Origin of the sequence: Micromonospora sp. C28SCA-DRY-2 (assembly GCF_030519475.1) — a bacterium.
GTDB lineage: Bacteria > Actinomycetota > Actinomycetes > Mycobacteriales > Micromonosporaceae > Micromonospora.
Genome location: NZ_JAUMKD010000005.1, coordinates 298,711 through 317,324 on the forward strand (window position 1 = coordinate 298,711; position 18,614 = coordinate 317,324).

The 18,614-nt window shown below is 73.4% G+C and carries 16 protein-coding genes; 12 read left to right on the forward strand and 4 right to left on the reverse strand.

Annotated elements, in window-relative coordinates; translation table 11 throughout:
- The first annotated feature begins 4 nt into the window (after window positions 1-4).
- From Q3W71_RS22075 to Q3W71_RS22115, 9 genes are all read left to right on the forward strand, one after another.
- The gene (locus Q3W71_RS22075; RefSeq protein WP_302921285.1) at window positions 5-892 is read left to right on the forward strand and encodes a branched-chain amino acid ABC transporter permease; all 888 of its coding nucleotides are present in this window, start codon (window positions 5-7) and stop codon (window positions 890-892) included.
- Window positions 876-2,195, forward strand: coding sequence for a branched-chain amino acid ABC transporter permease (locus Q3W71_RS22080; protein WP_302921286.1), 1,320 nt, complete (start codon window positions 876-878; stop codon window positions 2,193-2,195). The genes Q3W71_RS22075 and Q3W71_RS22080 overlap by 17 nt, the downstream gene beginning before the upstream one ends.
- Window positions 2,196-2,265: 70 nt before the next feature.
- Window positions 2,266-3,006 (forward strand): ABC transporter ATP-binding protein, encoded by a 741-nt coding sequence (locus tag Q3W71_RS22085; RefSeq protein WP_302921287.1) that lies wholly within the window; start codon window positions 2,266-2,268, stop codon window positions 3,004-3,006.
- Complete coding sequence (locus tag Q3W71_RS22090; protein WP_302921288.1) at window positions 2,996-3,745, forward strand: ABC transporter ATP-binding protein; 750 nt, start codon at window positions 2,996-2,998, stop codon at window positions 3,743-3,745. The genes Q3W71_RS22085 and Q3W71_RS22090 overlap by 11 nt, the downstream gene beginning before the upstream one ends.
- 139 nt (window positions 3,746-3,884) lie before the next feature.
- A complete protein-coding gene (locus Q3W71_RS22095; RefSeq protein ID WP_302921289.1) occupies window positions 3,885-4,841 on the forward strand; it encodes a LamG-like jellyroll fold domain-containing protein in 957 nt (318 codons plus the stop codon).
- A 37-nt stretch (window positions 4,842-4,878) separates the two neighbouring features.
- Window positions 4,879-6,969, forward strand: a complete 2,091-nt coding sequence (locus Q3W71_RS22100) for a sorbosone dehydrogenase family protein (protein WP_302921290.1) — start codon at window positions 4,879-4,881, stop codon at window positions 6,967-6,969.
- Window positions 6,970-7,081: 112 nt separating this feature from the next.
- Window positions 7,082-8,236, forward strand: a complete 1,155-nt coding sequence (locus tag Q3W71_RS22105; protein ID WP_302921291.1) for a Gfo/Idh/MocA family protein — start codon at window positions 7,082-7,084, stop codon at window positions 8,234-8,236.
- 156 nt (window positions 8,237-8,392) lie between these two features.
- Window positions 8,393-9,544 carry a DUF993 family protein gene (locus Q3W71_RS22110; protein ID WP_302921292.1) on the forward strand — a complete coding sequence of 384 codons (1,152 nt, stop codon included), beginning with the start codon at window positions 8,393-8,395 and terminating at the stop codon, window positions 9,542-9,544.
- Window positions 9,541-10,344, forward strand: a complete 804-nt coding sequence (locus tag Q3W71_RS22115; protein WP_302921293.1) for a sugar phosphate isomerase/epimerase — start codon at window positions 9,541-9,543, stop codon at window positions 10,342-10,344. Before Q3W71_RS22110 ends, Q3W71_RS22115 begins: the two co-directional genes overlap by 4 nt.
- Window positions 10,345-10,465: 121 nt before the next feature.
- Here the strand turns inward: Q3W71_RS22115 and Q3W71_RS22120 are convergent, their stop codons facing one another.
- The 4 genes from Q3W71_RS22120 to Q3W71_RS22135 form a co-directional block, all read right to left on the reverse strand.
- Window positions 10,466-11,032, reverse strand: a complete 567-nt coding sequence (locus Q3W71_RS22120; RefSeq protein ID WP_302921294.1) for an HPP family protein — start codon at window positions 11,030-11,032, stop codon at window positions 10,466-10,468.
- A gap of 101 nt (window positions 11,033-11,133) precedes the next feature.
- Complete coding sequence (locus Q3W71_RS22125) at window positions 11,134-11,628, reverse strand: Hsp20/alpha crystallin family protein (protein WP_302921295.1); 495 nt, start codon at window positions 11,626-11,628, stop codon at window positions 11,134-11,136.
- An 87-nt stretch (window positions 11,629-11,715) separates the two neighbouring features.
- Window positions 11,716-13,341, reverse strand: coding sequence for a chaperonin GroEL (gene groL, locus Q3W71_RS22130; protein ID WP_302921296.1), 1,626 nt, complete (start codon window positions 13,339-13,341; stop codon window positions 11,716-11,718).
- Between the two features lie 183 nt (window positions 13,342-13,524).
- The gene (locus tag Q3W71_RS22135) at window positions 13,525-14,766 is read right to left on the reverse strand and encodes a CdaR family transcriptional regulator (RefSeq protein ID WP_302921297.1); all 1,242 of its coding nucleotides are present in this window, start codon (window positions 14,764-14,766) and stop codon (window positions 13,525-13,527) included.
- Between the two features lie 85 nt (window positions 14,767-14,851).
- Between Q3W71_RS22135 and Q3W71_RS22140 the strand changes: the two genes are divergently transcribed.
- The 3 genes from Q3W71_RS22140 (at window position 14,852) to Q3W71_RS22150 (ending at window position 18,610) form a co-directional block, all read left to right on the forward strand.
- Window positions 14,852-15,940: a ferredoxin reductase gene (locus Q3W71_RS22140; protein ID WP_302921298.1), complete on the forward strand. Its 1,089-nt coding sequence runs from the start codon at window positions 14,852-14,854 to the stop codon at window positions 15,938-15,940.
- Between the two features lie 13 nt (window positions 15,941-15,953).
- The gene (locus Q3W71_RS22145) at window positions 15,954-17,120 is read left to right on the forward strand and encodes an acyl-CoA desaturase (RefSeq protein ID WP_302921299.1); all 1,167 of its coding nucleotides are present in this window, start codon (window positions 15,954-15,956) and stop codon (window positions 17,118-17,120) included.
- Window positions 17,121-17,434: 314 nt separating this feature from the next.
- Window positions 17,435-18,610 carry an alanine--tRNA ligase-related protein gene (locus Q3W71_RS22150; protein ID WP_302921300.1) on the forward strand — a complete coding sequence of 392 codons (1,176 nt, stop codon included), beginning with the start codon at window positions 17,435-17,437 and terminating at the stop codon, window positions 18,608-18,610.
- The last annotated feature ends 4 nt before the right edge of the window (window positions 18,611-18,614 follow it).

Consider the following 18,614-nt stretch of genomic DNA (forward strand, 5'->3'; position numbering starts at 1 on the left):
GGCGATGCCCTCCGGTGCGCTGCTCTTCCAGAGCGTCATCCTGGGTCTGCTGCTGGGCGGGCTCTACGCCCTCCTGGCGGCCGGCCTGACCCTCTACTTCGGCATCATGCGGGTGGTGATGATCGCCCACTCGGCGTTCCTCATCCTGGCCGCGTACCTGGCCTGGTGGTCGCACACCCGGCTGGGGGTGGACCCGCTGCTGTCGATGGTGGTCACCGTGCCGCTCTTCTTCGGCGCCGGCGTGCTGCTGCAACGGCTGCTGCTGGCCCGGCTGCGCGCGGCGACGCTGACCATGATGTCGGTGCTGCTGACCTTCGCCATCGCGGTCACCATCGAGGGGCTGCTCGGCTACGCCTTCACCGGCACCCAGCGGCGCATCCAGCTCGGCTACGGCTCGGCCAGCTTCGGCCTCTTCGGCGCCCGGATCGCGGTGGTGAAGCTGATCGCGTTCGGCCTCGCCGCCGTCGCGCTGCTCACGCTCTACCTGCTGATGAAGAAGACCACGTTCGGCTGGGCGCTGCGCGCCACCATCCAGCACCGCGACGCGGCCCGGCTGGTCGGCATCGAGACCGAGAAGGTGGCCGGGTACGGCTTCGGCATCGGCCTGGCCACCGCCGCCGTCGGCGGCACCGCCCTCGCCCTGGACACCACCATCTACCCGTCGCTGCACTGGCACTGGATCGGTCCGCTGATGGCCATCATCGTGGTCGGCGGCCTCGGCAGCGTGCCGGGCGCCGCGATGGCCGCCATGGTGCTCGGGATGGCGCAGAGCCTGTTGCAGATCCCGCTCGGCACCACCTGGGCGCAGACGATCTTCTACCTCGCCCTGTTCGCCACGCTGGCGTTCCGGCCACAGGGATTCTTCGGAGGTCGCCTTGCCCAGCGCTTCTGACCCGACCGTCACCCCGGCCACCACCGGGCCGGACCCGGCCCCCACCTCGCCGGAGGCGACCACCACCGCCCCGAAGCCGCCCACCGCCGCCGCCGAGCCGGCCGCCGCCCGACCGGGGCCGGCCACCGCGGCGGGGCCGCACCCGGCCGCCACCGGGAGGCCGGAGTCGGGCGCCGCGCCGGACGGCGGCACCACGACACCGGCCACGACCAGGGTGCTCGCCCGCGGGCGGGTCGGCTGGATCGTGCGGGCGGTCGCGCTGGTGGCGCTCGCCGCCGCGGTGCTGTCCTTCCCGTCGCTGGCGCCCAACCCGTACATCCTGTCCGCGGGCGTGGTGGTGCTGAACTACGCGGTGCTCTCCACGTCGTGGAACTTCGTGGGCGGGTTCACCGGCTACATCTCGCTCGGCCACGGCGCGCTGGCCGGCCTCGGCGGCTACGGCACCGCGCTGCTGGTCACCAAGGCCGGGCTGCCCAGCTTCGTGGCGCTGGCCGTGGCGGCGCTGCTGGTGGCCGTGCTGGCGGTGCCGATCGGCTACGCGGCGCTGCGGGTACGCGGCGCCTCGTTCGTCATCGTCTCCATCGCCCTGGTGCTGATCCTGCTGCTGGTCTTCCAGAGCTGGGCCTCGCTCACCGGCGGCTCGCGGGGCCTGGTGGTGCCGCGACCGTTCCCCGGGCTGCTGCGCCCGGAGCACCACCGGGTGTTCTACTTCCTCTTCGCCGGGCTGCTCGGGCTCGCGCTGCTGGCCTGGTGGCTGATCGACCGCTCGCGGTTCGGCCTCGGGCTCAAGGCGATCCGGGAGGACGAGGACAAGGCCGAGGCGCTCGGCACACCGACGTTCGCGTACAAACTCGTGGTGTTCGTCGTCTCGGCCGGGTTCACCGCGCTGGCCGGCGGGCTCTACGCGCTCTGGTTCGGCGACCTCGACCCGGTCTTCCAGTTCTCCATCCTGACCGGCTCCTACCTGGTGCTGATGGCGCTGCTCGGCGGGGTCCGGCACCTGTTCGGCCCGCTGGTCGGGGCCCTGGTGGTCGGCATCGCGCTGGAGTACTTCAAGGTCGAGTTCGGCAACACGCCGCTGCACCTGGTCGCCACCGGCGTGCTGCTCGCGCTCGTCGTGCTGTTCATGCCCGACGGCGTGCTGCCGGCGATCGGCGCGCTGGCCAACCGGCTGTTCGGGACGACACAGAGTTCCATCCGCGAGGTCACCGCCGCCCAACTGCGCGAGGAGCGTACGGCGGGGGCGCGGGTCGACGCCGTCGCGGTCCCCGGCGGCGCGCAACCGACGAAGGAGCGGCCATGAGTGGGCGAGACGTCAGACGACGCGGCGCGGTGGTGCCGCCAGGCGGCACGCGGCGATGCGGAGTGCCGGGATGAGCCAGCCGCGCAGTCTGGCGACCGAGGGGCTGACCAAGGCGTTCGGCGGCGTGGTCGCGCTCGACGGTGCCACGGTGACGTTCCGGCACGGCCAGGTCAACGCCCTGATCGGGCCGAACGGGTCGGGCAAGACGACGTTCTTCAACTGCGTCACCGGGATGATCCGGCCGGACGCCGGGCGGACGACGTACCGCGGGCAGGAGATCACCCGGCGGTCGCCGCACGCCATCGCCCGCGCCGGCATCGGCCGCACCTTCCAGCTGTGCCGGGTGTTCCCCCGGATGTCGGCGCTGGACAACGTGCTCGCGGCGGTCCGCCCGCACGGGCTGGCCGGGTCGCTGCGCGGCGCGCACACCCGGGCGGAGGTGGACCGGGCCCGGGCGTGGCTCACCCGGCTGGGCATCGAGCACCTCGCCGGGTCCGAGGCGCGCACCATGTCCTGGGGGCAGCAGAAGCTGCTGGAACTCGCCGGGGTGCTGATGAGCGACCCGGAGACCGTGCTGCTCGACGAGCCGGCCGGCGGGGTCAACCCGGCGCTGCTGGACCGGATCGGCTCCCTGGTGCGCGAGCTCAACGCCGAGGGGCGGACCTTCGTCATCGTCGAGCACAACATGGACCTGGTGATGAGCGTCAGCGACCACATCGTGGTGTTCGACCGTGGTCGCCCGATCGCCGAGGGTCCGCCGTCGCTGATCCGCTCCGACGAACGCGTCCTGGGGGCCTACCTTGGCGTCTGAAATCGAACTCGTCGACGTCCACGCCGGCTACGGGCGCGCGGCGCCGGTGCTGCGCGGTCTCACCGTCTCGGTGCCCGCCGGCACGATCGTCTGCCTGGTCGGCCCGAACGGAGCCGGCAAGTCCACCGTGCTGAAGGTGGCCAGCGGCCTGCTCAGGCCGCGCTCGGGGCGGATCCTGGTGGGCGGGGAGGACGTCACCGGCCAGGGCCCGCAACGGATGCTCGCCGCCGGGGTGGCACACGTCCTGCAGGGGCACAGCGTCTTCCGCGAGATGACAGTGGCGGAGAACGTGCTGCTCGGCGGCTACACGCTGCGGAACAAGGCGCTGATCGCCGAGCGGACCGAGTTCGTCCGGGAGCTGTTCCCGGTGGTCGCGCAGCGCTGGACCGCGCTGGCCGGGCTGCTCTCCGGCGGCCAGCAGAAGCAGGTGGAGTTCGCCCGCTCGCTGATGGTCGACCCGAAGGTGGTGCTGCTCGACGAGCCCTCGATGGGGCTGGACCCGAAGGCGACCAGCACGGTGTTCGAGCAGGTGGTGCGGATGCGCGACGCCGGAACCGCGGTGCTGCTGGTGGAGCAGAACGCCCGGCGGGCGTTGGAGACCGCCGACCTGGGCTGCGTCCTCGACCTCGGGCGGGTGCACATCTCCGGGCCGGCGGCGCAACTGCTCGCCGACCCCCAGCTCGGCGAGCTGTACCTCGGCGGGCGGCCCGCCGAACCGGCGGTCACGCCCAAGCGCTGACCCGACCCCGACTGTCCACCGAGCCCGCGACTCCCGAGGCGACCCCGCGACGAACGGCACGACGAGATGACCCGGCGCGTCACGTAAGCGCTTACGGAAGCGGTTACGTGCCACGCGGACCCGAGGAGAGGTGTACGCGATGACCCGAACCAGACGCGCCGCCGCCGTCACCGCCGCCCTGCTGGCGGCCGGTGTCCTGGCCGGCGCCGCCACCGCGCCGGCCCAGGCGGACCGGAACCGTCCCCGCGACGTCCACCCCACCCTGCGCGAGCACCTGGTCGCCTACTACGACTTCGACCACCCGGTGCCGGGCGACGTGGCGCTGGAGCGCGACCAGGGCCGCTCCGGCACCGAGATCGAACTGGTCAACGGCGGCGCCGCCATGCGGGTGCCGGACCGCGCCTACCCGGGCAGCGGCAGAGCGTTGCAGACCCGGCAGGTCGACCCTGACCGGGCCGGCAACGACGACTGGAAGGCCGGCATCTTCTCGGCCAGCGGCGTACGTACGCTGCGCCCGTTCAGCGCCGTCGCCGGCACCACCGTGATGGGCTGGTTCAAGCTGGAGATGGACGCCCCGCTGCCCAACTCCACCACCCCGAACCCGGACGACCGGTTCAACGCCATCGGCCTGGCCGGCGTGCTGACCGGCGACTCCGACGGCCACGGCGTCCGGGCGCTGCTGGAGCTCATCGACGTCAACGGCGAACTGCGGCTGGTCGCCCTCGGCCGGCGGCTCGACGGCGGCAACTCGCAGACCTTCGCCGCGAACGCGGACTGGCGCACCCTGCTGCCGAAGGGGGAGTGGGTGCACCTGGCCGCCACCTTCGACTTCGGCACCGGAACGATGGCGCTCTACCGCAACGGCCGGCCGCTGGACGGCTTCTACACCCGCACCGACGACCCGTGGCTGGTGTCCGGGCCCGGCCCGCACGTGACCACCGCCTCCGACCCGCGGGGCATCAAGATCGGCGGGAGCTTCCCGCAGGACAACCTGGAACGCAACCCGTGCGACTGCCGCATGGACGCCCTGATGTTCCTCGACACCGCGGTCTCCGCCCGCGACGTCGAGAAGCAGTACCGCTACCTGGCCCGCTGACCACCCTCGGCACGACCCCACCGAGAAGGAGACCCGCGTGCACAGTATCGGCAGCATCCGCAGATCCGCGCTGGCGGCCGGGCTCACGGCCGCCGCCCTGGTCCTGTCCACCCTGGTCGCCGCGCCCGCCCGGGCCGCCGACCCGATCGACGATCCGGTCATCGAGATGCCCACCCAGTCCCGGCTCGGCCTGGTGCTCACCGAGTACGCCAGCTTCCCGCAGTCCGTCCCCACCCCCGCGCCGACCGACCAGCGGCTCATGCGCACCGCCCGGATCAACACCATCATGGAGCTGCCCGACGGCTCCGGCCGCCGGGCGGTGCCCGACCTCAACGGCAAGCTCTACCTGGTCGAGGACGGCGTGCCGCACGTCTACCTGGACGTCGCGGCGACCTTCGCCCCGCGGTTCTTCTCCGGCCGCGGGCTCGGCCAGGGCTTCGGCTACGTGGCCTTCCACCCCGAGTTCGGCAGCAACGGCCGGTTCTACACCATCCACACCGAACAGGCGTCGGCCACCACCGAGGTCCCCGACTACGTGCAGTCCAGCACCCTGTTCCACGGGGTGATCACCGAGTGGACGGCGAGCGACCCGGCCGCCGACACCTTCGCCGGCAGCCGGCGGGAGATCCTGCGGATCGGGTTCGGCGGCCAGATCCACGGCGTCCAGGAGATCAATTTCAACCCGACGGCGACGCGCCACGACAGCGACTACGGGCTGCTGTACCTGGCCGTCGGCGACGGTGGCCTCGGGGTGCGCAACAGCGACCCGCAGAACCTGGCCATGCCGCACGGCAAGCTGCTGCGCATCGACCCGCGCGGCACCAACTCCGCCAACGGGCAGTACGGCATCCCGGCCACCAACCCGTTCGTCGGCCGGGCCGGCGCGCTCGGCGAGATCTACGCGGTCGGCTTCCGCGACCCGCACCGGTTCAGCTGGGACCGGGCCACCGGCCGGATGTACCTGGGGCACATCGGCGAGCACGCCGTCGAGGCGATCTACGAGGTGCGTGCCGGCGACAACTTCGGCTGGAGCGAGCGGGAGGGCGCGTACGTCTTCGACAAGACGGCCAGCAACCCCTGCGACAAGCTGCTGCCGCTGCCCGCCGACGACGCCAGCTACGGCTACACCTACCCGGTCGCCGCGTACGACCACGACCCGGCGCCGGGCTGGAACTGCACCTCGGACGTCGGGGTCGCGGTGGCCGGCGGCTTCGTCTACCGGGGTAAGGAGCTGCCCGCGCTGCGCGGCAAGTACGTCTTCGGCGACCTGGTCGACGGCCGGGTGCTCTACACCGAGGCGAACCGGATGCGCCGGGGTGCGGGCCTCGCCCCGATCCACCGGCTCGCGCTCTTCGACGCCGCCGGCAACCCGGTGCGCATGCAGGACCTCTCCGGCCCCGGCGCGCCGGGCGACCCCAACCGGGTCGACCTGCGCTTCGGCACCGACGCCGCGGGCGAGCTCTACATCCTGGCCAAGGCCAACGGCAAGGTCTGGAAGGTCACCGGCACCCGGGTCTTCGCCGCCGGCGACGTCGGCGACACCCGGCTGCGCAGGACCGCCGGCGCGCCCAACTGGGCGCCGGTCACCCCGGCGAAGTGGCGGTTCACCAGGGACGAGGTGATCCTCGCCGAGGCCGGGGTGAGCCGGCCCGGCCCGCGCCGGCCCTTCGAGTACGCGGTGCTGACCGCCGGGCCGGCCTGGTCGTCGGTCGAGGTCGAGGCGCGGGTACGGCTGGACACGCCGGTGGAGGTCACCAACCGGGACGTCATCATCGTCTTCGGCTGGCGGTCGGACACCGAGTTCTACTACGCCCACCTCTCCACCGACCACACGATCTACCCGCACAACGGCATCTTCAAGGTCAACAACGCCGACCGGGAACGCATCGACCACCAGTGGAACGGCCGGTCCCGCGGCGCCAACCCGGCGATCACCGATGCCGACTGGCACAAGGTGCGGGTGAAGCACCTGCCGGCCACCGGGGAGATCGCCGTCTACGTCGACGGGCGCAAGGACCCGCTGATGACCGCGAAGGACACCACCTTCGGCTCCGGCCGGGTCGGCTTCGGCTCCTTCGACAACGTCGGCCGGCTGCGTCACCTCACGGTGACCGGCACGCCGGCCTGACCCGCGCCGGTGGGGTGCGGCGGCGACGTGGCCGCCGTACCCCGCCGGGGCACCCCGAGACGCGGCACCCGGTCGGGTGCGCGAGAACCCCGCTTACCTGGAGGGCGAGGCGATGACGGCACGTATCCCGATAGGGATCGTCATGAACGGCGTGACCGGGCGGATGGGCTACCGGCAGCACCTGGTCCGGTCCCTGCTGGCGATCCGCGAGCAGGGCGGCGTCCCGCTGCGCGGCGGCGGACGGCTGTGGCCGGAACTCGTGCTGGTCGGCCGCAACGAGGCCAAGCTGCGGGACGTCGCGGACCGGCACGGGCTGACCGACTGGACCACCGACCTCGCCGCGGCGCTGGCCCGCCCGGACACCGCGATCTACTTCGACGCCCAGGTGACCAGCGAGCGGGAGAAGGCCATCGGCCTGGCCATCGAGGCCGGCAAGCACATCTACACCGAGAAGCCGCTGGCCACCACCCTGCACGGCGCCGTCGAGCTGGCCCGGGCCGCCGACGCGGCCGGGGTGCGGCACGGCGTGGTGCAGGACAAGCTCTTCCTGCCCGGGCTGCGCAAGCTCGACCGGCTGGTGCGCGGCGGGTTCTTCGGCCGGATCCTGTCGGTGCGCGGCGAGTTCGGTTACTGGGTCTTCGAGGGCGACTGGCAGGCCGCGCAGCGCCCGAGCTGGAACTACCGGGCCGCCGACGGCGGCGGCATCGTGGTCGACATGTTCCCGCACTGGCACTACGTGCTGGAGCAGGTCTTCGGGCCGGTGCGGGCGGTCACCGCGCACGTCACCACGCACATCCCGCGCCGCTGGGACGAGGACGGCGAGCCCTACGACGCCACCGCCGACGACGCCGCGTACGCCATCTTCGAACTCGACGGCGGCATCGTCGCGCAGATCAACTCGTCCTGGGCGGTCCGGGTCAACCGGGACGAGCTGGTCGAGTTCCAGGTCGACGGCACGGAGGGCAGCGCCGTGGCCGGGCTGCGCCGCTGCCGGGTGCAGCACCGGGCCAGCACCCCGAAGCCGGTGTGGAACCCCGACCTGCCGTCCACCGACGACTTCCGGTCGCAGTGGCAGGAGGTGCCGGACAACGAGGTGTACGACAACGGGTTCAAGACGCAGTGGGAGATGTTCCTGCGGCACGTCGCCGAGGACGCCCCGTACAGCTGGGACCTGTGGTCCGGCGCGCGCGGCGTGCAACTGGCCGAGCTGGGCCTGCTGTCCGCGCGGGAGGGCCGGCGCGTGGAGATCCCGGAGCTGGCGGCATGAGCGAGCGGAGCGAGCGGAGCATCGGGCTCGGTGCGGTGGTGCCTCATGGCGGCACGGAGCGAAGCGGAGTGCCGGCATGAGCGAGCGGAGCGAGCGAATCATCGGGCTCGGTGCGGTGGTGCCTCATGGCGGCACGGAGCGAAGCGGAGTGCCGGCATGAGCAACACGGTTCGGCTGCCCGACCGGGCGTACACGCTCTCCGGGGCGGGCGGCGAGCACGCCACCCCGGGCGCGCCGTTCACCAGCCGGGTGGCGTACGCGGCCGCGCACGTGGTCGCCGACCCGCGGGCCGAGAACGTGCCGGGCGCACCGGCGGCCGTCGACTGGGACGCGACGCTGGCGTTCCGCCGGCACCTGTGGTCGTACGGGTTCGGGGTGGCCGAGGCGATGGACACCGCCCAGCGGGGGATGGGGCTGGACTACCCGACCGCGCGGGAGCTGGTGCGGCGCTCGGCGGCGGCGGCCCGGGCCGAGGGCGGCGCGATCTGCGCCGGTGTCGCCACCGACCAGCTGCCGGCCGGCCCGGCCACTCTGGACGAGATCCGCGAGGCGTACGCCGAACAGCTCGCCGACGTGCAGGAGGCCGGCGCCCGGCCGGTGCTGATGTGCAGCCGGCACCTGGCCGCCGCGGCCCGCTCCGCGGAGGAGTACCTCGACGTCTACGGCCGGCTGATCGACGACGCGGACGGGCCCGTCGTGCTGCACTGGCTGGGGCCGGCGTTCGACCCGGCGCTGGCCGGCTACTGGGGTGACGCCGACCCGGCGCGAGCCGCGGAGACCGTGCTGGCGCTGGTCGCCGGCCACCCCGGCAAGGTCGACGGGATCAAGCTGTCGCTGCTCGACGAGGCGTTCGAGGTGGCGCTGCGCCGGCGCCTGCCGGCCGGGGTGCGGCTCTACACCGGCGACGACTTCAACTACCCGGCGCTGATCCGGGGCGACGCGCAGGGCCACTCCGACGCGCTGCTCGGCGTGCTGGCGGCCATCGCCCCGCCGGCGGCCGCCGCGCTGCGCGCCCTCGACAACGGTGACCTGGCCGGGTACGACCGGCTGCTGGCGCCGACGCTGCCGCTGGCGCGGCACCTGTTCGGCGCACCAACCTTCTACTACAAGACCGGCATCGTGTTCCTGGCCTGGCTGGCCGGCCACCAGGACCACTTCACCATGGTCGGCGGCCTCCAGTCGGGCCGGTCGCCGGCGCACCTGAGCCGGCTGTTGCGGCTCGCCGACGCCGCCGGCCTGCTGCCCGACGCCGACCTGGCCGCCCACCGCGCGCGGGCGTTCCTGACCACGGCGGGGGTGGCGCAGTGAAGCGGTTCGCGCTGAACTCGGCCACCACCCGCCGGTGGCCGCTGCCGGACCTGGTCGCCGGCTGCGTGGACGCCGGCGTGGGCAACGTCGGGCTGTGGCGCGAGGACCTGTCCGCGTACGGGGTCGAGGCGGCCGCCGCCCTGGTCCGGGACGCCGGCCTCACCGTCACCTCGCTGTGCCGCGGTGGCTTCTTCGACGCGCCGGGCTGGTTCGACGAGAACCGGCGGGCGATCGACGAGGCGGCCGGCGTCGGCGCGCCGGTGCTGGTGCTGGTCTCCGGAGGGCTGCCGGCCGGCAGCCGGGACCTCGACGCCGCCCGGGCGCACGTCGGCGAGGCGATCGGTGCGCTGGTGCCGCACGCGCTGGCCGCGGGCGTACGGCTCGCGGTCGAGCCGCTTCATCCGATGTTCTGCTCCGACCGGTGCGTGGTCGCCAGCCTCGGCCAGGCGCTGGACCTGGCCGAGCCGTACCCGCCGGAGGCGGTGGGCGTGGTGGTGGACACGTACCACCTGTGGTGGGACGACCAGGTGTGGGCGCAGATCGCCCGGGCCGGGCGGGCGGAGCGGATCGCCTGCTTCCAGGTCGCCGACTGGGTCACGCCGCTGCCCGCCGGCGTGCTGCTCGGCCGGGGCCTGCCCGGCGCGGGCTGCGTCGAGCTGCGGCGCTTCCGCGAGGCGGTGGACGCCGCCGGCTACACCGGCCCGATCGAGGTGGAGGTCTTCGCCGAGGAGGTCTGGTCCCGGCCCGGCCGGGCGGTGCTGGACGAGGCGATCGCCGGTTACCTCGACCACGTCGCCTGAGCGGGGCGGGCGGGCCGTCCGGCCCGCCCGTGGTGTCGCTGCCGGGGGATGCCCGGACCGTCCCACGTCGACCTCGCGCCGCGGCGGGCCGGTCACCGGGCGACGTGGCGTACCCGATGCGTCAGGCCGGCAGGAGGCGGTCGCCGGCAGCGGCCGGCGGTTCGCTCGTCCGGGCAGGCGGACGACGCCGGGGCGTGCCCGGGGCGGTGCCGAGTTCGGCCCGGAGGGTGGCGCGGGCCAGATCGCTCGGGGTGATGACGCCCACCACCCGGCGGTGGTCGTCGAGCACCACCACCCGCCCGCGGCACGCCGGGTCGCGGGCGTCGATCCGGGCCGCCAGCGCGGACAGCGGCTCACCGGGAGCGGCGGTGACCGCCTCGTCGGCGGGCGTGGCGATGTCGCCGAGCCGGGTCCACCAGCGCCGGTCGGCCGGGACGGCGCGGATGTCGTTGAGCGTTACCAGGCCGGTGAAGCGCCCGTCCAGGTCGACCAGGGGATAGGTGGAGAAGGGCCGGCACAGCACGGTGTGCTCCACGAACGCGGCGAGCCACGCCGACGGTACGGCGGTGACCGGATCGGGGGTCATGACGTCGTCGACGCGCAGACCGCCGAACTGGTCGGGGTCGGCCCGGCGCGACCGGGCGCCGCGCAGGCCGGCGACGGCGCCGAGAGGTGACCGTGAACGCATGGCGAGCAACTCCTTCCGGTCCGGCCGGCCCGGGGTGGTGACCGCCGGCCACCACCCCGGGCGCTGCTGCGATGGGTCGCCGGTCCGCACCGGCAGGCGCGTCAGGCGGTGGACGTCTCCGCCCGACGGCTGTGGTCGGCCGCGGCGTCGGCGCCCTCGATCTGCCGCACCGGCGCCGCCGACCGGACGGCGATCTTCCGGGGCTGCTCCATCGGCCGGGTCACGTCCCTGACCCGGATGGCCAGCACCCCGTTGTCGTACTGCGCCTCGACCCGGTCGGCGTCGACCCCGTCGGGCAGCTGGAAGCTGCGCCGGAAGGTGCCGTAGCGCAGCTCCCGAACCAGGAGCCGGCCACGGTGCTGGTCCAGGGTGTCGCGGCGCTCACCCGAGACCGTCAGCCGGCCCGGGACGACCTCGAGGTCGACGTCGTCCGGGTGCACCCCCGGCAGTTCCATGCTGATGACCACGTCCGAACCGTCGGTGGCCATGTCGACGCCCGGCACGTAGTGCTGCGTCCGGGTGCCGAAGCTCTGCCGGATCAGCTCATCGAACGTGCTGTCCAGCCGGGCCAGCGCCGTGAACGGATCCCAGCTCATCAGTGCCATGTGAACATCACCTCCGATGTGACTCGTCCCGCCGGTCGGCGGGACATCCGACCCATCACCCGGCCTCCGGCCGCGGCCTCACATGTCGAGGTCACCCGCGCCGGCGGCCGGCGTCTTCTTCTCCTGCTGCGGCCGCTCCGCCACCACCGCCTCGGTGGTGAGGAACAGCGCCGCGATCGACGACGCGTTCTGCAGCGCCGAGCGGGTCACCTTGGCCGGGTCGATGATGCCCGCGGCCAGCAGGTCGACGTACTCGCCGGTCGCGGCGTCCAGGCCGTGCCCGTCCGGCAGCGTCTTGACCTTCTCCGCGACGACGCCGCCCTCCAGGCCGGCGTTGCGGGCGATCTGCCGCAGCGGCGCCTCCAGCGCCGACCGCACGATCTGCGCCCCGGTCGCCTCGTCGCCGGTCAGGTCCAGCTTGTCGAAGGCGGTCTTGCCGGCCTGCACCAGCGCGGCACCACCACCCGGGACGATGCCCTCCTCGACGGCGGCCTTCGCGTTGCGCACGGCGTCCTCGATGCGGTGCTTGCGCTCCTTCAGCTCGACCTCGGTGGCCGCGCCGACCTTGATCACCGCGACGCCACCGGCCAGCTTGGCCAGCCGCTCCTGCAGCTTCTCCCGGTCGTAGTCGGAGTCGCTCTTGTCGATCTCGGCCCGGATCTGGTTCACCCGGCCCTGGATCTGCTCGGCGTCACCGGCACCGTCGACGATCGTGGTCTCGTCCTTGGTCACCACGACCTTGCGGGCCCGGCCCAGCATGTCCAGGGTGACGTTCTCCAGCTTCACCCCGATGGTCTCGCTGACCACCTGGCCGCCGGTGAGCACCGCCATGTCGGCGAGCATGGCCTTGCGGCGGTCACCGAAGCCCGGCGCCTTCACCGCCACCGACGAGAAGGTGCCGCGCACCCGGTTGACCACCAGCGTGGCCAGCGCTTCGCCCTCGACGTCCTCGGCGATCACCAGCAGCGGCTTGCCCGCCTGCATGACCTTCTCCAGCAGGGGGAGCAGGTCCTTCACCGCCGAGATCTTCGAGTCGGCGATGAGGACGTACGGGTCGTCCAGCACCGCCTCCATCCGCTCCGGGTCGGTCATGAAGTACGGCGAGATGTAGCCCTTGTCGAAGCGCATGCCCTCGGTGAGCTCCAGCTCCAGGCCGAAGGTGTTGCTCTCCTCGACGGTGATGACGCCTTCCTTGCCGACCTTGTCCATCGCCTCGGCGATCACCCGGCCCACCGCCGCGTCGCCGCCGGCGGAGATCGTCGCCGTCGAGCCGATCTGGTCGCGGGTCTCCACTTCCTTCGCCTGCTGCAACAGGTTCTCCGTCACCTGCGCCACGGCGGCCTCGATGCCCCGCTTCAGGGCCATCGGGTTGGCGCCGGCGGCCACGTTGCGCAGGCCCTCACGAACCAGGGCCTGGGCCAGGACGGTCGCCGTCGTCGTGCCGTCACCGGCCACGTCGTCGGTCTTCTTCGCGACCTCCTTGACCAGCTCGGCGCCGATCTTCTCGTACGGGTCCTCGAGCTCGATCTCCTTGGCGATGCTCACACCATCGTTGGTGATGGTGGGGGCACCCCACTTCTTCTCGAGCACGACGTTGCGGCCCTTGGGGCCGAGGGTCACCTTCACGGCGTCGGCGAGCTGGTTCATGCCCCGCTCGAGGCCGCGGCGCGCCTCTTCGTCGAACGCGATCATCTTTGCTGCCATTACTTGCCCTCCGCACACACCGGTCCGGCGGTCAGGCGGCGCCCGCGACGGCAACCCCGGCCGGCGCGCACCGCGCACGGCAGAACCCACCGCCCGTCCCCGGTACCGTTAGCACTCACAGGGTTGGACTGCTAATCCCGGATATAGCACCAACACCACCGGCTCGGCAACCCGATCCGGGGATCAGGCCCGATCCACCGCGTCGGGCCCGGGCGGCTGCCGGAACGCCAGGGCCACCGTGAGGTCGAGGACGCTGGCCGGGTCGGTGAGCCGGTCGCCGTACAGCTCGCGCAGCTTGCCCATCCGGTAGCGGACGGTCTGCGGGTGGACGAAGAGGTCGGCCGCCACGTCGTCGCGCCGGCCGTGGTGCAGCAGCCAGGAGCGCAGCGTCTCGGCGAGCCGGTCGGCGGTGGCCGGTGGCAGCCCGGCCAGCGGCGCCAGCGCCCGGGCCCGCAGGTCGGCCAGCGCCTCCGGGTCGGTACCGAGCAGCAGCTCGGCCAGGTGCTGCTCGGTGTCCAGCGCGGCGCCGTCCGCCGGGTGGTCGATGCCGAGCGCGTGTGCCCGCACGGCCCGCTGGTAGGCGTACGCCGCCCGGGTCCAGGGGCGGGCCGGGCCGAGCACGGCCCGCCGGCCGTGCAGCACCCGGGCGAGCTGGCGCCGCCGGTCGCCGTGCGCGTCCGGGACGAGCAGCACGGCGAGCTCCGCGTCCGGCTCCGCCGTGGGCAGGTCCTCCGCGCTCTCCAGGGTGTGCTCGTCGAGCAGCGCCAGCGCCGAGCGCAGGTTGGCCCGCGGCAGCAGGACGACGGTGAGGGTCTGCGGCGGCGGCCAGTCGGCCCGTTCGGCGCTGCGCAGCAGCACCTCCTCCGGCTCGCCGGTGAGCAGCTGCTGGGTCAGCCGTTCCAGGTTGCGCCGCCGGGCCCGCCCGGCGCTGGCCAGCTCGTCGGAGTGGCCGGCGACGCTCGCGGCGGAGAGCTCGTCGATGTAGGCGAACATCAGCTCGGCGAACTCGGCGACGGTCGCCGCGGCGAGCCCGCCCTCGACGGTGGTGGCGGCCATCTCCCGCCAGGAGACCCGGGCGCCCACCCGGTAGGCGGCCAGCAGCGCGTCCATGCTCCGCCCGGAGCGCGCCTCGCCGCTGCCCAGCGCGTACGCGGCCTCCAGCGCGGGGACCAGCGGGGTGCTCGGATCGGCCGTCCGGGGCCGCTCGATCAGCTGGAGGAAGGTGCCGAGCGCGATCTGCACCGCGTTGGCGATCTTGGCGCGCATCTGGCCGGTGAGGGCGCCGGAGTAGCTGGGCACCTCGGCGGTAATCGCGGAGACCGTACGCTCGGCGAGCAGCGGCAGCCGGTCGCGCAGCGCGTCGGCCACCCGCTCGTCGAGCTCCAGCCGGGCCGCGCGGTGGGTCGCCCCGGTACCCTCCGTCACGACTTGTTCCCTCCGCACAAGAATGCGGGACCGCTTCACCCGCCTGGGCCAAGATTTTATGCCAGGGCGCCGCGACCATCGAGGTATGACCACGACAGTCCCCGCCTCTCGGGCAAAGCGGTCCGTCCGGGGCGGACTGCTCCGGCTGGCCGCCGCGGTCACCACCCCGCTGCTGCCCGAGGACTACCTCGACCTGGTCGCGCCGCTGCGCTCGGCGGACCTGCGCGGCCGGATCCTCGCCGTCCGCCCGGAGACCCCGGACGCGGCGACGCTCGTCATCCGGCCGGGCCGTGGCTGGCGCGGGCACACCCCGGGGCAGTACGTGCGGCTCGGCGTCGACGTCGACGGCGTACGCCAGTGGCGGGCCTACTCGGTCACCTCGGCGCCCGGCCGGCGCGCCGACCCGATCACCGTGACGGTCAAGGCGATCCCCGACGGGCTGGTCAGCAACCACCTCGTCCGCCGGCTGCGACCCGGGACGGTCGTGCAGCTCGACCAGGCCCAGGGCGACTTCGTGCTCCCGGAACCGGCCCCGCGGCGGGTCCTCTTCCTCACCGCCGGCAGCGGGATCACCCCGGTGATGGGGATGCTGCGCGCGGGTGCGCTCGCCGGTGCGGACGTGGTCGTGGTGCACTCCGCGCCCACCGCGACCGACGTGATCTTCGGCGCCGAGCTGCGCCGGCTCGCCGCCGACGGGGTGATCCGGTTGGTGGAACGGCACACCGACACCGACGGCCTGCTCGGCGTCGCCGACCTCGACGCCCTGGTGCCCGACCACCTCGACCGAGAGACCTGGGCCTGCGGGCCGGTCGGCCTGCTCGACGCGCTGGAGGAGCACTGGACGTCGCGGGGGTGCGCCGACCGGCTGCACACCGAGCGGTTCCGGCCGACAGTGGTGACCCCCGGCGAGGGCGGGACGCTCACCTTCGCCCGGGCCGCGGTGACCGTCGAGGCCGACGGCGCCACCCCGATCCTGGACGCCGGCGAGCGGGCCGGGGTGCTGATGCCCTCGGGCTGCCGGATGGGCATCTGCTTCGGCTGCGTCGTCCCGCTGCGCCAGGGGGCCGTCCGCGACCTGCGCAACGGCCAGCTCACCACCGCCGTGCCCGGCGACGGCGTGCTCGTGCAGACCTGCGTGTCGGCGGCCGCCGGGCCCTGCGACCTCGACCTCTGATCGGAGCCCCGACATGACTGTGCTGCAGAAGAAGCCCGACAACCCGATCGCGCACCTGACGGCCGAGGACATCGAGACCATCGGCCGGGAACTGGACGCGATCCGCGACCGGGTGGTGGCCAGCCGGGGCGAGCGGGACGCCGCGTACATCCGCCGGGTCATCACCACCCAGCGGCGGCTGGAGCTGGGCAGCCGGGCGGTGCTGTTGTTCTCGCTCTTCCCGCCGGCCTGGGTGGTCGGCACCGCCGGTCTCGCGGTCGCGAAGATCCTGGAGAACATGGAGATCGGGCACAACGTCCTGCACGGCCAGTGGGACTGGATGCGCGACCCGAAGATCCACTCGACCACCTGGGAGTGGGACCACGTCTCGCCGGCGGACCAGTGGAAGCACTCGCACAACGAACTGCACCACCGGTACACCAACGTGGTCGGCAAGGACAACGACCTCGGCTACGGCATCATGCGGGTCGACGAGGACCAGCCGTGGCACCCGATGCACCTCGGCCAGCCGCTGTGGAACTTCCTCAACGCGTGCTTCTTCGAGTACGGCATCGCCGCGTACGACCTGGAGCTGGGCAAGAACCTCCAGCGGGGGCGGCACCGGGACCCGCAGTTCCGGGCCCGGGCCAAGGCGGTCGGGCGCAAGATCCGCCGGCAGGTGCTGAAGGACTACGTGCTGCACCCGCTGCTGTCCGGGCCGTCGTTCCTCAGCACCCTGGCCGCCACCTTCACCGCGAACCTGATCCGTAACCTGTGGAGCCACTCGGTGATCATGTGCGGGCACTTCCCGGAGGGCGTGGAGACCTTCGAGAAGCGCTCCATCGAGGGGGAGACCCGCGGCGAGTGGTACCTGCGGCAGATGCTCGGGTCGGCGAACATCAGCGGCAGCCGGCTGCTGCACCTGATGACCGGGAACCTGTCCTTCCAGATCGAGCACCACCTCTTCCCGGACCTGCCGAGCAACCGCTACCAGGAGATCGCCCCCGAGGTGCGGGCCCTCTTCGACCGGTACGGGCTGCGCTACACCACCGGGTCGCTGCCCCGGCAGGTCTTCTCCGCCTGGAGGAAGGTCTTCCGGCTCTCCCTGCCCAACCGCACCCCGGCCGCCGCGAGCCCGGCCGACCCGAGCCCGGCCGACGACCGGCCGGCGCGGGTCCTCGCGCCGTCCCTGGGCGGCTGATCCGGCACCCGCGGTGCCGTCCGGCGGGCCGACCCCGGCCCGCGGTCGGCTCGCCGGCACCCGGGGAGGGGCGGGCGCCGGCGGAAACCCGGTGGGCGGCGGCGCCCGGGCGACGTACAGTCGGGGGCATGGAGTCCAGGCGCCGACGCATCGCCGCGGCCGCACGAGCTGCCAGCTCGTCGGTCGCCGCCGCCTGATCTCCCGACCCCTTCGCCGGCGACCGGAAACGGTCCGCCGGCTTCTTCGTGCTCCGGGGCAGCCCTCGCCGCGCCAGCGGACCCTTTCCGGTCGTCACGACCCGAAAGGCCACCGCCGTGAACCGCGACCAGATCGTCAGCACCTTCCTCGACTACTACCGCGAGCGCGGACACCTGCCGGTCCCGGACAGCTCGCTCATCCCGCCGCCGGGTGACCCGGTCCTGTTCACCACCTCCGGGATGCACCCGCTGACGCCCTTCCTGGCGGGCCGCCCGCACCCGCTGGGCCGCCGGCTGGTGAACGTCCAGCGTTGCCTGCGCACCACCGACCTGGACGAGGTCGGCGACCGCACCCACCTGACCGTGTTCGAGATGCTCGGCTCGTGGTCGCTCGGCGACTACGACGTCTCGCAGAGCCTGCGCTGGGGCCACCAGCTGCTGCGCGAGGGTTTCGGGGTCGACTCCCACCGGCTGCACGCGACCGTGTTCGGCGGCGACGACCAGCTCGGACCGGACCGGGTCTCGCTGGAGACCTGGGCGGAACTCGGCGTACCGGTGGAGTTGACCCGCGGCGAGGACAACTGGTGGTCCAACGGCCCGACCGGACCCTGCGGGCCGGACTCGGAGATCTTCGTCTGGACCGGGGACGGCCCGCCCAGCGGCACGCCCGGCACCGACGAGCGCTGGATGGAGGTGTGGAACCACGTGCAGATGCGCTACCACCGGCACGACGACGGCCGGCTGGAGCCGCTGCGGCAGCCCAACGTGGACACCGGGATGGGACTGGAGCGGCTGGAGATGGTGCTGGGCGGCACCCGGTCGGTCTTCGAGGGCGACGGCCTGCGACCGTGGGTACGCGGCGTCGGCGGCCTGTGGCGGCTGGACGAGGTGCCGCTGCGCCAGGTCTGCGACCACCTCCGCTCCGGCGTGGTCGTCGTCGGCGACGGCGTGCGCCCGTCGAACACCGGCCAGGGATACGTGCTGCGCCGGCTGGTCCGCCGGGTGCTCACCACGCTGTGGCGCGACGACGCGTCCCGCAGCCTCGGCGACCTGCCGACCGAGCCGATCCGGCACACCCTCGACGGGTTCGGGCAGCGTACCGGGGTCGGCGAGGTGCGCGACGTGTTCGGCGACGAGGAGCGCCGGTTCCGGGAGCTGCTGCGGCGGGGCCGGCCGGTGGTCACCCGGCGGCGCTCCCGGGGGCCGCTGACCGGCGAGGACTACCGCTGGCTGCACGACACCCACGGCCTGCCCCGCGACCTGGTCGACCACCTGGTCGGTCAGCTGGGCTGACCCG